The 12345-nt window shown below is 62.3% G+C and carries 13 protein-coding genes; 10 read left to right on the forward strand and 3 right to left on the reverse strand.

Annotated elements, in window-relative coordinates; all coding sequences use genetic code 11:
• Positions 1-936 precede the first annotated feature (936 nt).
• The 10 genes from EJ079_RS00005 to EJ079_RS00050 are packed head-to-tail and all read left to right on the forward strand — an operon-like array spanning position 937 to position 10089.
• Entirely contained in the window at positions 937-1641 is a 705-nt protein-coding gene (locus EJ079_RS00005) for a heme-binding protein (protein ID WP_127811240.1), read from the forward strand.
• Complete coding sequence (locus tag EJ079_RS00010; RefSeq protein ID WP_127807723.1) at positions 1638-3518, forward strand: methanol/ethanol family PQQ-dependent dehydrogenase; 1881 nt, start codon at positions 1638-1640, stop codon at positions 3516-3518. The genes EJ079_RS00005 and EJ079_RS00010 overlap by 4 nt, the downstream gene beginning before the upstream one ends.
• Positions 3499-4368 carry a substrate-binding domain-containing protein gene (locus EJ079_RS00015; RefSeq protein ID WP_127807724.1) on the forward strand — a complete coding sequence of 290 codons (870 nt, stop codon included), beginning with the start codon at positions 3499-3501 and terminating at the stop codon, positions 4366-4368. The genes EJ079_RS00010 and EJ079_RS00015 overlap by 20 nt, the downstream gene beginning before the upstream one ends.
• Complete coding sequence (locus EJ079_RS00020) at positions 4365-4898, forward strand: c-type cytochrome (protein WP_127268117.1); 534 nt, start codon at positions 4365-4367, stop codon at positions 4896-4898. The genes EJ079_RS00015 and EJ079_RS00020 overlap by 4 nt, the downstream gene beginning before the upstream one ends.
• A 14-nt stretch (positions 4899-4912) precedes the next feature.
• A complete protein-coding gene (gene coxB, locus EJ079_RS00025; RefSeq protein WP_127807725.1) occupies positions 4913-5905 on the forward strand; it encodes a cytochrome c oxidase subunit II in 993 nt (330 codons plus the stop codon).
• The gene (gene ctaD, locus EJ079_RS00030) at positions 5902-7872 is read left to right on the forward strand and encodes a cytochrome c oxidase subunit I (RefSeq protein ID WP_127396340.1); all 1971 of its coding nucleotides are present in this window, start codon (positions 5902-5904) and stop codon (positions 7870-7872) included. The genes coxB and ctaD overlap by 4 nt, the downstream gene beginning before the upstream one ends.
• Positions 7869-8474 carry a cytochrome c oxidase subunit 3 gene (locus EJ079_RS00035; RefSeq protein ID WP_127331648.1) on the forward strand — a complete coding sequence of 202 codons (606 nt, stop codon included), beginning with the start codon at positions 7869-7871 and terminating at the stop codon, positions 8472-8474. The genes ctaD and EJ079_RS00035 overlap by 4 nt, the downstream gene beginning before the upstream one ends.
• Before the next feature lies 1 nt (position 8475).
• Positions 8476-8817: a hypothetical protein gene (locus tag EJ079_RS00040; RefSeq protein WP_127396341.1), complete on the forward strand. Its 342-nt coding sequence runs from the start codon at positions 8476-8478 to the stop codon at positions 8815-8817.
• The gene (locus tag EJ079_RS00045) at positions 8814-9692 is read left to right on the forward strand and encodes a cytochrome c oxidase assembly protein (RefSeq protein ID WP_127807726.1); all 879 of its coding nucleotides are present in this window, start codon (positions 8814-8816) and stop codon (positions 9690-9692) included. Before EJ079_RS00040 ends, EJ079_RS00045 begins: the two co-directional genes overlap by 4 nt.
• Positions 9673-10089 carry a c-type cytochrome gene (locus EJ079_RS00050; RefSeq protein WP_127318947.1) on the forward strand — a complete coding sequence of 139 codons (417 nt, stop codon included), beginning with the start codon at positions 9673-9675 and terminating at the stop codon, positions 10087-10089. The genes EJ079_RS00045 and EJ079_RS00050 overlap by 20 nt, the downstream gene beginning before the upstream one ends.
• A gap of 78 nt (positions 10090-10167) precedes the next feature.
• On the opposite strand, the gene EJ079_RS00055 is transcribed toward EJ079_RS00050, so the two are convergent.
• From EJ079_RS00055 to EJ079_RS00065, 3 genes are read right to left on the reverse strand one after another with little or no spacing between them, the layout of a single operon-like run.
• Complete coding sequence (locus tag EJ079_RS00055; RefSeq protein ID WP_127807727.1) at positions 10168-11007, reverse strand: DUF3618 domain-containing protein; 840 nt, start codon at positions 11005-11007, stop codon at positions 10168-10170.
• Positions 11004-11396, reverse strand: a complete 393-nt coding sequence (locus EJ079_RS00060; RefSeq protein ID WP_127396344.1) for a phage holin family protein — start codon at positions 11394-11396, stop codon at positions 11004-11006. The genes EJ079_RS00055 and EJ079_RS00060 overlap by 4 nt, the downstream gene beginning before the upstream one ends.
• On the reverse strand, positions 11393-12001 hold the full coding sequence (locus tag EJ079_RS00065; protein WP_127396345.1) for a DUF1206 domain-containing protein: 609 nt from the start codon (positions 11999-12001) through the stop codon (positions 11393-11395). The genes EJ079_RS00060 and EJ079_RS00065 overlap by 4 nt, the downstream gene beginning before the upstream one ends.
• Positions 12002-12345 lie beyond the last annotated feature (344 nt).

The raw sequence follows: 12345 nt of genomic DNA on the forward strand, positions 1-12345 counted from the left end.
GTCCCAACAAACCCGCCACAGGCGCCGGCCACCCTCGCCTCGGTCGCCTCCGAGATGTGCAGTGTTGAGTGGATGCGTCGTCGCGTCGAGGGCTCGTGGCCTCGCCTCTCGGATCGCTCGCAAGGTCGCATGGCGTAGTTTGTCCTCGCGCTTGAAGGTCTTCACGCGGCCGATAAGGCTGCCGCTGCTCGGGCACTCCAACTTCGATGAGGCGTATAAGGTCGCGCTCGCGGGCGCAGTTCGCGGAGCGGGGATGGGGTCTATTGCGTGCGTCACCGGCTAGTCCGCCGAATGACTTTATCGCCGTAGCTTCCCTCACTCCCACTCGATTGTTCAAACAGCGTATAACCCGTTGAAATCGCTGTCAAATGTTTTCCAGAACTGCTAAAATTCCGACACTAGAACCGTCAAAAATTTACGCTTTTGATTTTAAAGGGAAAATCGCCAAAAAAATATTTCGAGGTTCCACCAACTATCGGGACCATCCGGGCAATTTTCGAATTTTATGGCGTCCACCAGCGTGCCCAAGTCGCCTCAAAAAGTACCGTCGCCTTCTCAACTAAGGCATTTTTCATCGCAAAATGAACGTTGTCGCGAGTCCGGGTGGATCGTCCGTATGGTCCCGCAACCGCTCCGCTTCTCCGATAATGCCAAGTGCTTACTAGATGCGATGAGCCGGCGGGACAGACGGCAACCTTGCCATTCACCGGACGGGAACTGTGCATTTTTTCCAAAAGCAGGAACATACCTGCATCGCCCAAGTTAGACATCGACGGCATTGGATCACGGATTCTTTCTCGCATTCTCCAGTCTGACAGAGTGCTCCATGATTCTTTGATGCTCGAACCAATGGGCAGGACAATGTACCGCTGTCAGCTTTTCTTATCTGCCTTTGGCCTGGTGTTGGCGGGTGGCCTGTCCCCACAGGGCCAAGCCATGGCACAGGCGCCCTGCCCGGCCCACCACGATAAGCTGCTCGCTGTCCTCAAGGCCAATGTGAAAGCGAGCGGCGGACCTGCCAACGGAGGCTTTGAGACCAACGAATGGGCGGCTGTCGTTGCCCGCGACGGCGCCGTGTGCGCGATCGCTTTCAGCGGTCCGACCGCCGATTCCCAATGGCCAGGCAGTCGCCTCGTCGCGGCAGAGAAGGCCAATACGGCCAATGGGCTCAGCTTGGCGCAAATGGCCCTATCGACGGCCAATCTCTACGCGGGGGCGCAACCTGGCGGGCCGCTTTTCGGCTTGCAGGAGACCAATCCGGTCAACCAGGCCGCAGCCTATGCGGGCGATCCCAAAACGTTCGGAAGCGCCAGCGATCCGCTCGTCGGCAAGCCGATTGGAGGCGTCGTTGTGTTTGGCGGCGGGCTTGCCCTCTATGACGGAAAGAGCATCGTCGGAGGCATCGGGGTCTCCGGAGATTCCTCATGCGCCGATCACAATGTCGCCTGGCGTGTTCGCGCGGCGCTCGGCCTCGACAAAGTTCCCGCCGGAGTCAATCCCAATCGCAAGGACGCCATCGTCTACGATCTGGATCCCGGCGGCAAAAGCGCCTCGGGCTGGGGCCATCCGCTTTGTGCCGGCACCGAGGCTGACATCGCGGCGGAGCTCGGCGCCGGCGTGGGAGGCTCGATCCACAAATGAAAGGCATGCTGCACCCGGCACAGGCGCGCGTTAACGAAGGACGAGGCGCCCGCGCATCGGCGACCGAGAATTCTTTTCGCACTTGCATAGTCTCGGTGATGCTGCTGGCATGCGGCCCATTCCTGAGCGGTGCCTCGGAGCCGCCATCGGCGGCGGCTATTGCGCCGCCCGCCGCCGCCGCGCCACCCGATGACGGGCAATGGACAATGCCGGCCAAGAACTACGCGTCGACCCGCTTCAGCGACCTGACCGAGATCAACGAAGGCAACGTCAAGAACCTGCAGGTCGCCTTCACCTTCTCCACCGGCGTGAACAAGGGCCAGGAAGCAGCGCCGCTGGTTGTCGGCAACACCATGTATATCGTCACGCCCTTTCCCAACATCGTCTACGCGCTCGACCTTTCCAGGCCCGGCGCGCCGATGAAGTGGAAGTACGAGCCCAACCCCGAGCCGGCGGCACAAGGGGTGGCCTGCTGCGATGTCGTCAACCGCGGCGCGGCCTTCGCCGACGAGCGCATCTTCTTCAACACGCTGGACGGCCACACGATCGCCCTCGACGCCAACACAGGCAAACCGATCTGGAACGCTCATATCGGCAACATCAACATCGGCGAGACCATCACCATGGCTCCGCTGGTGGTGAAGGGCAAAGTTTTGGTCGGCAATTCCGGCGGCGAAATGGGCGTCCGCGGCTGGGTCAAGGCGCTGGATGCCGGAGACGGGCATGTTGTCTGGACGGCTTATGGCACTGGACCCGACAAGGATGTGCTGATCGGCCCGGACTTCAAGCCCCACTATGACATGGACAAGGGCACAGACCTTGGCGTGACGACATGGCCGCCCGAAGCCTGGAAGATCGGCGGCGGCAATATGTGGGGCTGGATCTCCTACGATCCGGACTTGAACTTGATCTTCCACGGCACAGGCAATCCAGGACCGTGGAATCCGGATTTGCGGCCCGGCGACAACAAATGGACGTCCGGTATTTTCGCGCGTGATCCCGATACCGGAGCGGCGAAGTGGTTCTATCAGTGGAGCCCGCATGACCTCCATGACTATGACGGGATCAACGAGCAGATCCTTCTGGACATGACCTGGCAAGGCAAGCCGCGCAAGGTCCTCGTCCGACCGGAACGCAACGGCTACCTCTATATCCTCGATCGGACCACTGGCGAGGTGCTGTCGGCCACAGCCTATGGCCCGGTCAATTCCAGCAAGGGCGTCGACCTGAAGACCGGCCGCCTGATTGCAAACCCCGACAAGAGAACCGGCACCGGCAAGGTGGTGCGAGACATTTGCCCGACAGCGTCCGGCCTCAAGGACTGGCAGCCATCGGCCTTTTCGCCGAGGACCGGCCTGCTCTACATCCCCCACAACAATCTCTGCATGGATGAAGAAGGCGTCGAGGTAAACTACATCGCAGGCACGCCCTATGTCGGCATGAACGTACGCATGATCCCCGGGCCGGGCGGCAATCGTGGTGCCTTCACCGCCTGGGATGTTGCCGCCGCCAAGCCGGCCTGGGTCCTGAAGGAGAACTTTCCGGTGTGGAGCGGCACCGTCGTCACTGCCGGCGATCTCGTCTTTTACGGCACCATGGAAGGCTGGTTCAAGGCGGTCAGCGCCAGGACTGGCGATCTCCTTTGGCAATTCAAGACATCGTCCGGCATCATCGGCCAGCCGATAACCTATCGCGGCCCCGATGGGCACCAATATGTCGCAATTCTGTCAGGCGTCGGTGGCTGGGCCGGTGCCATCGTTTCCGGCGACCTCGACCCACGCGATGCCACCGCGGCACTTGGCTTCGTCAACGCGATGAAGGATCTAAAGAACGCTACCACGGTGGGAGGCACGCTTTATGTGTTCCGGCTGCCTTGATGGATTGGACTTGACCGTACGTCCGGCGCGAAAGGCGTTCCAACGGGTGGCGATCGGCATGGCCGGGCTCGCCTTGTTGCTCTTGCCGGCTATTGCCAGTCCACGTGAGTTGAGAGTGTGCGCCGACCCGAACAACATGCCGTTTTCCAACGCGGCCGGTCAAGGCTTCGAGAACAGGATCGCGGAAATTATCGCCACTGATCTCGGCGCCAAGCTGACGTATACTTGGTGGGCGCAGCGCCGTGGCTTCATCCGCAACACGCTGAAGGCAGGCCTTTGCGATCTCGTGCCCGGCACGCCTGCCAATCTCGAAATGCTGCGCACGACCACGCCTTATTACCGTTCGTCCTATGTCTTCGTGACCCGCCAGGACGGCCCGGACGTGGCCTCCTTCAACGACCCGCGGTTGCAAGGATTGCGTATCGGTGTTCAGCTCATCGGCGACGATGGCGCCAACTCGCCGCCTGTCCAGGCGCTTGGCCGCCGCGGCATCGTCGGGCACCTCATCGGCTACCCCGTCTATGGCGACTACTCCGCTCCCAACCCTCCGGCGCGCATCGTCGAAGCTGTTGCGAACGGCGAGATCGATCTTGCCGTGGTCTGGGGTCCGCTCGCCGGCTATTTCGCCCAGAGGCAAAAGGTGTCGCTCCGGATCACGCCGGTCACGCCCCGCATCGACGGACCGCAACTGCCGCTAATGTACGACATCTCGATGGGTGTTCGGCGCGAGGACGATGCGCTGCGTGGCGATGTGAATAGCGCGCTTGCCAGACACAAGGCCGAGATCGACGCGGTTCTGGCGCAATACGGCGTACCGCGTCTGGACATGGCCGGGAGTCCGGCGCGATGAGGCAGGCTCTGGCGATGTTACTGCCCTTGACGCTGGCCCTGGTCGCCTGCCAGCGCGAGGAGCGCGACACGCGACCGCAATCGGCGCTCGGCTCAGGTGAGCAGCCGACGCCCGTGACCACGTTGGAGCCGGGCGGACAGCGACCCTCCCCCACCGATAACAAGGCGGCGAGCTTCGAGGCCAACGCCTTCCACATGAGCGAGGGCAAACGCCTGTTCGGCTGGTTCAACTGCTCGGGCTGCCATGCCAATGGCGGTGGCGGCATGGGCCCGGCGCTGATGGACGAGAAGTGGCTCTACGGCAGCTCGATCGAAAGCATCCACGCCACGATCCGCGACGGCAGGCCGAACGGGATGCCGAGCTTCGGCCAGAAGATACCCGACGACCAGATATGGGAGCTGGCGGCATATGTGCGTGCACTGGGCGGCAACGCGCCCTCCTCCGCCGCGCCGCAACGCAATGACGGCATGATGGTGCATCCCTCGGAAAACCGCCTGCCGGATGCCGCGACACTGGGCAAATCACCGTGAGGCGCCCGGCTTCGATGACCTTCGCCCTCTGTGTCCTGCTTCTGCAGGGATGCGCAGGCTGGCAGTCGGCGCTGGATCCGAAAGGCCCCGCAGCCGGCGAGTTGGCTTGGCTGATCTGGTTCTTCACCGCGCTTTGCGCGGTTGTGTGGGTGCTGGTGATGATCGCGCTCGCAGCACCGCTGGTTATGCGATCGCGTCCCGGCGATGAACCCCTCTTACTCGACGAAGCGGCCGAACGCCGCAAGATGCGCGTGGTCGCGTCCGCCGTCGGACTGACCGCCATCATCCTGATCGGACTGACGCTGCTAAGCTTTTTCGCCAACAGGACGCTGGCTGCGATCGGCTCGGAGGCTGTGCTGACAATCAGGGTGACCGGGCACCAGTGGTGGTGGGAGTTGCGCTACGAGGATGCTACGCCGAGCCGCATCCTGACGACGGCAAACGAGATTCATATCCCTGCCGGCGAGCCGGTGCGGCTGCTATTGACCTCGACCGATGTGATCCATTCCTTCTGGATCCCAAGCTTGGCCGGCAAACTCGATCTTATCCCCGGCCACATGAACGTGCTGGACATCAAGGCGGACAAGCCGGGCGTCTACCGTGGTCAATGCGCTGAATTCTGCGGTGCGCAGCACGCCAATATGGGCACCTTCATCATCGCCGAGCCGCGCCCGAAATTCGATGCGTGGCTGAACGACCAGTTGCAGCCGGCCGACGCGCCGGCGAGCGGCGAAGCCAAGGCCGGCGCAGACCTGTTCCTCAAACGCCCCTGCGTGATGTGCCACAGGATCGGGGGAACGCCGGCCGGCGGAACGGTGGCTCCCGACCTCACCCACATCGCCAGCCGGAAAACATTGGCGGCCGGAACGCTGACGATGAGCCGCGGCAATCTCGCCGCCTGGATAGCCGACCCGCAAGGCATCAAGCCGGGTTCCCACATGCCAGTGGTAGATCTCAACGGCGACGAGCTCAACGCAATCGTCGCTTATCTCGAGGGTCTGAAATGAGCAGCGCCGATGTCACAGGCGACCGCCACATCCCGGAACCAGACCCCGCCAAAGGCGACCTTGCTCCCGAACGTGACGGCCCCCGCGATACGGGCATGGATGATGCCAGCCTGCATCGCTGGCTCGAGCGCACCTGGCGGACGCCGTCCGGCATCGTCGGAGCGCTCTCGAGCGTCGACCACAAGGTGATCGCACGACGCTATTTGATCACCGCTTTCGTCTTCCTTGGTCTTGGCGGTCTCAACGCTGTCGCCATGCGTATCCAGCTTTCGGGACCGCAACGCGGCCTGATCGGGCCCGACCTCTACAACCAGCTGTTCACCATGCATGGCGTTACGATGATGTTTCTGTTCGCCGTGCCCATCGTGCAGGCGACCGGGATCTACCTGGTGCCGCTGATGGTGGGCACCCGCAACATCGCGTTTCCGCGCCTGAACGCGTTCAGCTATTGGATCTACGTCTCGGGCGGCGCTTTCGCCTGGGTGTCCTTTGCCCTCAACATGGCTCCTGATGTGGGCTGGTTCGCTTACGTGCCGCTGTCCGGCCCCGAATTCGCACCGGGCAAGCGCGCCGATGTCTGGGCGCAGATGATCACCTATACCGAAGTGTCGTCACTGGCCGTCGCGGTTGCGACCATCGTCACGGTGTTCAAGCAGCGGGCCCCCGGCATGTCGCTGGACAAGATCCCGCTCTATGTCTGGGCGATGCTGGTCACTTCTTTCGTCGTCATCTTCGCGATGCCGGCGGTGATGATCACCTCGACTTTCCTGATCCTTGACCGCCTGGTCGGCACGCACATCTTCAACCCGGCGGAAGGTGGGGATGCTCTGCTGTTCCAACATCTCTTCTGGTTCTTCGGCCATCCGGAAGTTTACATCATCTTCCTGCCGGCGACGGGCATGGTGTCCTCGATCATTCCTGTTTTCGCCAGGCGACCGACATTCGGTCATCTCGGGCTGGTCCTGTCGCTGATCGCAGTCGGCTTCCTGTCGTTCGGGCTCTGGGTTCACCACATGTTCGCCACGGGATTGCCTAAGCTCGGCGCCAGTTTCTTCACCGCATCCAGCATGCTGATCGCCATTCCAAACGGCGTGCAGATCTTCTGCTGGCTTGCAACACTTTGGGACGGCCGGCCGGTGATCCGGACGCCATTGCTGTTCGTCTTCGGCTTCTTCTTCATCTTCGTCATCGGCGGGCTAACCGGCGTCATGCTCGCCTCGGTGCCATTGGATCTTCAGGTGCACGACACCTATTTCGTCGTCGCGCATTTCCATTACGTGCTGATCGGCGGCTCGGTGTTCCCGCTGCTTGGCGCGGCTTATTTCTGGTTCCCGAAGATCACCGGCCGCATGATGAGCGAACGCCTTGGGCGGTGGCATTTCTGGCTGGCCTTCATCGGGTTCAATGCGGCCTTTTTCCCGATGCATCTCGTCGGCCTATGGGGCATGCCACGACGGGTCTACACCTATCCGGCCGAGCTTGGCTGGGGCAACATCAACCTTTTCATCTCTGCCGGGGCGCTGCTCTTCTTCCTGAGCTTTGTCCTGTTCACTTTCAATCTGGTGCATGGCGCGTTGAAAGGCACCTCGGCCGGCAACAATCCGTGGGACGCAGGAACCTTGGAGTGGGCAACGTCCTCGCCACCGCCGAGCTATAATTTCGCACGCATTCCCATGGTTACCCATATCGAGCCGCTCTGGGCCGAGCGCGAGGCGCTACCTGTAGCGACCGGGCTCCGCGTCGATGCGCGCGAACTCCTCATCTCTACCGTGGCCGAAGCTTATCCCGATATTCGCGAGAAATCGGCCACACCGTCGATCTGGCCGCTTTTTGCGGCGCTCGCCGTAGGCGGCACGTTTCTCTATTCGATCTTCACGCCCTGGGCGATCGTCTGGGGCGCCGCGCCGATCGCCATCACGTTGATCGGTTGGTTCTGGCCGAAGGGCCATCCGGAGGACCAGGAATGAAGCAGCGCGCCGCCGCCGATCTTTCTGGCCTGCCGACCTTCGGGCACGGTCCGCGCAGCCCCACCTGGTGGGGCACGCTCGGCTTCATGGCGTTGGAAGGTACGGGTTTTGCGCTGGCAGCGGGCGCATATCTCTACCTTGCGCTGTCGTGGCCAGCATGGCGGCTTAGCGCACCGCAGCCGAACCATTGGCCCGGAACGATCGTGACGATTTTGTTTGTCGTCAGCCTTGTGCCCAACCACGTCCTCCACCGCCACGCCAAGCAATGCTCCATGGTTCCGGTGCGGATCGGCCTGGTGGTCATGTCGCTGCTCGGCATCGCTCCGCTCGTCGTGCGCTGGTTCGAATTCCCCGCCCTCAACATCTATTGGGACACCAACGCCTACGGATCGATGCTCTGGGTGCTGCTTGGCCTGCACACCACGCACCTCATAACCGATGTCGGCGACACCATCGTGCTGACAGTGCTGATGTTCACGCGCCACGGCTATAGCGGCCGGCGCTTCGGCGATGTCGGCGACAATGTCTTCTACTGGGATTTCGTGGTCCTGACCTGGATCCCGATCTACGTGCTCATCTATTGGGCGCCGAGGCTAGGCTGAGATGCGAGCGCTGCGGTTGGGAACGTCTTGGGGTGGTCTTCTGTCAGGTCCGCTGGCCTGGGCGGTCTCGACACAGCTGAATTATGCGCTGGTGCCTTGGCAATGCAACCGCCAGGTGCCGGTCGTGCTTCCCGTGGCGCTGCTGCTCGTCTTGTTGTCGCTGCTCGGCGGGGCGCTGTCGTGGCGGGCGAAGCGGCGAGGCGGTGCCGCATTCAAGCCGGAGCGTACGCGCCGCACAGAGCGCTTCGTCGCCAATCTCGGGATGTTGTCGGCGTTGCTGTTTGCGCTTGTGATCCTCATGCAAGGCAGCGCGGCGCTGATCCTGGATGAGTGCCTGCGATGAACCTGGACGCGCTGTTCCCTACTTCCATCTGCTACGGCGCCGGCGCGCCCGGGGCCGGGTGGACGCTCGCGCTGCCCATCACCCTGCCACTCGCCGTGGTTGCCCTGATATATGTCGTTGGTGCTGGCCGGCTTTGGCGGCGCAGCAGCCGCGGCAGGACGTTGCGGATGCGCCAGGCTCTGCTGTTCACGGCCGGATGGAGCGTGTTGACAGCCGCATTGGTCAGCCCGATTCATGTGCTCGGCGAGCAGGTCTTTGCGGCGCATATGATCGAGCATGAACTGCTGATGGCCGTGGCGGCGCCGCTGTTGGTCTCTGCCTGCCCGGCTGCGGCCTTGATGTGGGGCCTACCCATCCGGTTCCGGCGCATCCTGGGAATTGCCGGACACGTCAATTGGCTGAGGGTGGTCTGGGCCTTCGCAACGCGGCCGATCAGCGCGACCATTATCCACGGCATTGCTATATGGATTTGGCACATTCCGGTGTTGTTCGAGGCCGCGCTCGAACGCGGCGTACTGCACTATGCACAGCACGCGAGCTTCTTCGGAACAGGGCTGCTGTTCTGGTGGGTCCTCTTGCCGCGTCCCGGCCGCCAGCATGCTTATGGGAGCGCAGTGATGCACCTCTTTGTCACCTCGCTGCATACCGGGCTGCTCGGCGTTCTCCTGTTGCTCTCGCCACGCCTCTGGTACCCGGAGAACGCCGTGGGAGCGGCACTGTGGAATTTGAGCCCCCTGGAGGACCAGCAACTTGCCGGACTGGTGATGTGGGTTCCGGCTGGATTGATATATGGCGGCGCAGCGCTGCTGCTGGTCGCGTTGTGGATCAAGGCGAGCGGAAGGAGGGAGGCGGCGCATGCGTACGAGCTTGTCTAAACTGCTTGCCGCCGTCATCGCCGCGCTGGTGCTGCTCGTCGCGGCCGTGGCCGGAATGACCTGGTGGTCCGATCGGGCCGCGCGCGTCCGCCACGAGGCGGAGGCGGCCACGGGCGGTGACACTGCGAGGGCCTTGCCGATCATGACTGCGAATGGCTGTTCCGGCTGCCATACGATTACGGGCGTGCCGGGCGCTCAAGGGCAGGTCGGTCCTCGCCTGGATGCCAGTCTTGCTGGCCGCATCTTTATCGGTGGCGGGCTGGCCAACAATCCAGAGAACCTGATCCGCTGGATACGATCGGCCAGGGAAGTCGATCCGCACACGGCCATGCCATCGACACGGATCACGGAGCAGCAGGCGCGCGATATCGCGGCTTACCTCTACGCTCTGAAATGACTCGAGCGGTTCACCGTTTGAACAACAACGCCGGCCTTCTGAAGAGACCGACTATCGTTGATGCCGGATCATCTCAAGCTAGGTTTGACGCTGAGACGGATCGGAGATCCGGTCGCGCACGGCATGTTCGGTTTTGTCTGCTGTGGACTTCACGACCTCGCCGAGCTGATCGGCCATTGTGCCTGCTTCCATATGTTGCCGGCCAGCTTCCTGCTTAATGGTCTCATAGGCGTCGGCGGCGACCTGCTTGGCTTCATCCAGACCCCTGTCGAGCATGGTTTCGGCGGTGTCGCGAAGCTTGTCGCCATAGGCGCCTAGTTGCTCATCCTCCGTTGCGGTATGGGGCAGCATTGCACCTATGGCGGCGCCGATGGCGAGACCGGCGGCCGCTACGGCCAAAGGTTGGTTCTCAAACAGTTCTTGGGCAGAGCGGGCGGTTTTCGCCGCCATGTCGCCGGTCACCGATCTTGCAGTGGCCGTGCTGCCCGTCAAACCCTCGGCGGCGTTGCTTACCGCGCTCGAAACGGTACCGCTGACGCTGGTAGCAGCCGACGACAGCGATGAGGCGGCATCGGAGAGCGTGCCGCCGAAGCCGCCGCGCTCCCCTTCATCATGTCTTCCCGGCGCTGAAGGCAATGGGTAGCCAGCCGAACCGTGGGCCGTGTTTGAGGTACCGCTGCCGAACATCAGCCAAGCAAGACCCGCGCCGACCATGGTGACCGGCAAAGGATTGTCTCGGACCTGCGTTCTGAGATTGCTGAGCATGGCCGAGCTCTCCCCTCCCGAGAACAGCCCGGTGAACTCATCAAGCAATTGTCCGGGCGTCATCTTGCCTCGAATGGATTCGGCGGTCTCCATCACCCGGGCGCGGGCTGCCTCGGCCTCGCGTTCAAGTTCGGCTGCGGATTTCTCAGTCATCTCACTTGTTCCTTGATCACGCTCGCGTCGCGCTTGAGCTGTTCCTGGGTCCGGTCGGGGGTAAGTTCCGAAGGCGCCATGCTGGCCATCCCGGTCCGCAGCAGGATGACGCCGAGGATCGCCACGACCACACCGACCAGCAGGGAAGACCACCCCGCGCCGAGCCCTGCCCGCGTCAGTGCGATAACGAGTGCCTGCAGCAACACCAATAATGCCGCGAGCAGGCAGATCGCGCCGCCGAGCACTTCAGCGGCACCTGCTCCGGCTTTGGTGAGCTTTTCAGATAGCTCGGCCCGAAACAGCCTGGCTTCGGTTTGCACCAGTGTGGTGACATTCTGGGCCAAGTCGGTGATCAGTCCGGTAAGGCTGGGATTGTCCTGGGTGTTCATCTGTCCTGCTCCGCGTTCTGCGTGGCCCCATCATCGCCGACGAGGCCCGAATCCTGCGAACGATCAACGGACCAACCCTGTGCCTGATCGGTGTGTGATCTGAAGTCTCCAGGATCATCCTGAAATTCGGGCCTTGTCGGCGGAGAAGCCTTGATGAATCGCCCGAGAGCCAATCCGGCCAATACCGACCCGGCAAGCAAGACACCGGGATTTTGCCGGCCAAAGGACTGCACGTCCTCAAGGACCTGGCCGAACGGTTTCTGTTTCAATGACGATGAAAGCCGCTCCAAGCCACCGGCGGCATCCAATGCGAACTTCGATGCGTTCCTTTCATCGTTGTTGGCCAGATGGTCACTGGCCGCGCGCAGTGCGCCGCCCAGCGCCGCCAGACTCGATCCGATGTCGCGCTGAGCTTCCTCCGCCTTGTCGGAAATGACCTCCTTGGCTTCAGATGCATAATCGCCAGCCTTACGGGTCACCGTGTCACGCGCGTCGTGAAGCAACTCGCTGGCACGTTCTTGTTCCTGGCGAAGCCTGTCGGAAACGTCGCTTTTCGCCTTGTCGAAATCGGTGGGCTGTCCGCCCTGATCGTTCTCATGCTGCATGGGCCACCTAGTGAAGACCGAGGAAGGAGAGGACCGCGAGCACGACAACGATAAGGCCGATAAGATAGATGACACTGTTCATGTGCACGTCCTCCGTGGCTTCCCAACTTCGTGGAACCTCCGATGTTCCACTAGGTGAAAGCATTTATGATCAGGCTGAAACGGAGAGCTCGTCCGGGACGCAACAATCACGAATGAGCTGAGCTGCCCCTCGTGCGGAGCTTCAGTGGCTCGAGTACAAACCTTGTGCTCCCGACTGCGCACGGGTCGAGCGGAAGGCCGCCGGTTGCCTCGGCTTTGGCTGACCTTTGTCTATTCGGCTGTCCGCCTGTCGATCATCTGCT

The sequence above is a fragment of the Mesorhizobium sp. M7A.F.Ce.TU.012.03.2.1 genome (assembly GCF_004006095.1).
Lineage (GTDB): Bacteria > Pseudomonadota > Alphaproteobacteria > Rhizobiales > Rhizobiaceae > Mesorhizobium.

Coding starts and splice junctions, on each gene's coding strand:
- EJ079_RS00005 (WP_127811240.1), top strand. CDS start 937: ATGGCACAGGCGCCCTGCCCGGCCCACCACGATAAGCTGCTCGCTGTC.
- EJ079_RS00010 (WP_127807723.1), top strand. CDS start 1,638: ATGAAAGGCATGCTGCACCCGGCACAGGCGCGCGTTAACGAAGGACGA.
- EJ079_RS00015 (WP_127807724.1), top strand. CDS start 3,499: ATGTGTTCCGGCTGCCTTGATGGATTGGACTTGACCGTACGTCCGGCG.
- EJ079_RS00020 (WP_127268117.1), top strand. CDS start 4,365: ATGAGGCAGGCTCTGGCGATGTTACTGCCCTTGACGCTGGCCCTGGTC.
- coxB (WP_127807725.1), top strand. CDS start 4,913: ATGACCTTCGCCCTCTGTGTCCTGCTTCTGCAGGGATGCGCAGGCTGG.
- ctaD (WP_127396340.1), top strand. CDS start 5,902: ATGAGCAGCGCCGATGTCACAGGCGACCGCCACATCCCGGAACCAGAC.
- EJ079_RS00035 (WP_127331648.1), top strand. CDS start 7,869: ATGAAGCAGCGCGCCGCCGCCGATCTTTCTGGCCTGCCGACCTTCGGG.
- EJ079_RS00040 (WP_127396341.1), top strand. CDS start 8,476: ATGCGAGCGCTGCGGTTGGGAACGTCTTGGGGTGGTCTTCTGTCAGGT.
- EJ079_RS00045 (WP_127807726.1), top strand. CDS start 8,814: ATGAACCTGGACGCGCTGTTCCCTACTTCCATCTGCTACGGCGCCGGC.
- EJ079_RS00050 (WP_127318947.1), top strand. CDS start 9,673: ATGCGTACGAGCTTGTCTAAACTGCTTGCCGCCGTCATCGCCGCGCTG.
- EJ079_RS00055 (WP_127807727.1), bottom strand. CDS start 11,007: ATGACTGAGAAATCCGCAGCCGAACTTGAACGCGAGGCCGAGGCAGCC.
- EJ079_RS00060 (WP_127396344.1), bottom strand. CDS start 11,396: ATGAACACCCAGGACAATCCCAGCCTTACCGGACTGATCACCGACTTG.
- EJ079_RS00065 (WP_127396345.1), bottom strand. CDS start 12,001: ATGCAGCATGAGAACGATCAGGGCGGACAGCCCACCGATTTCGACAAG.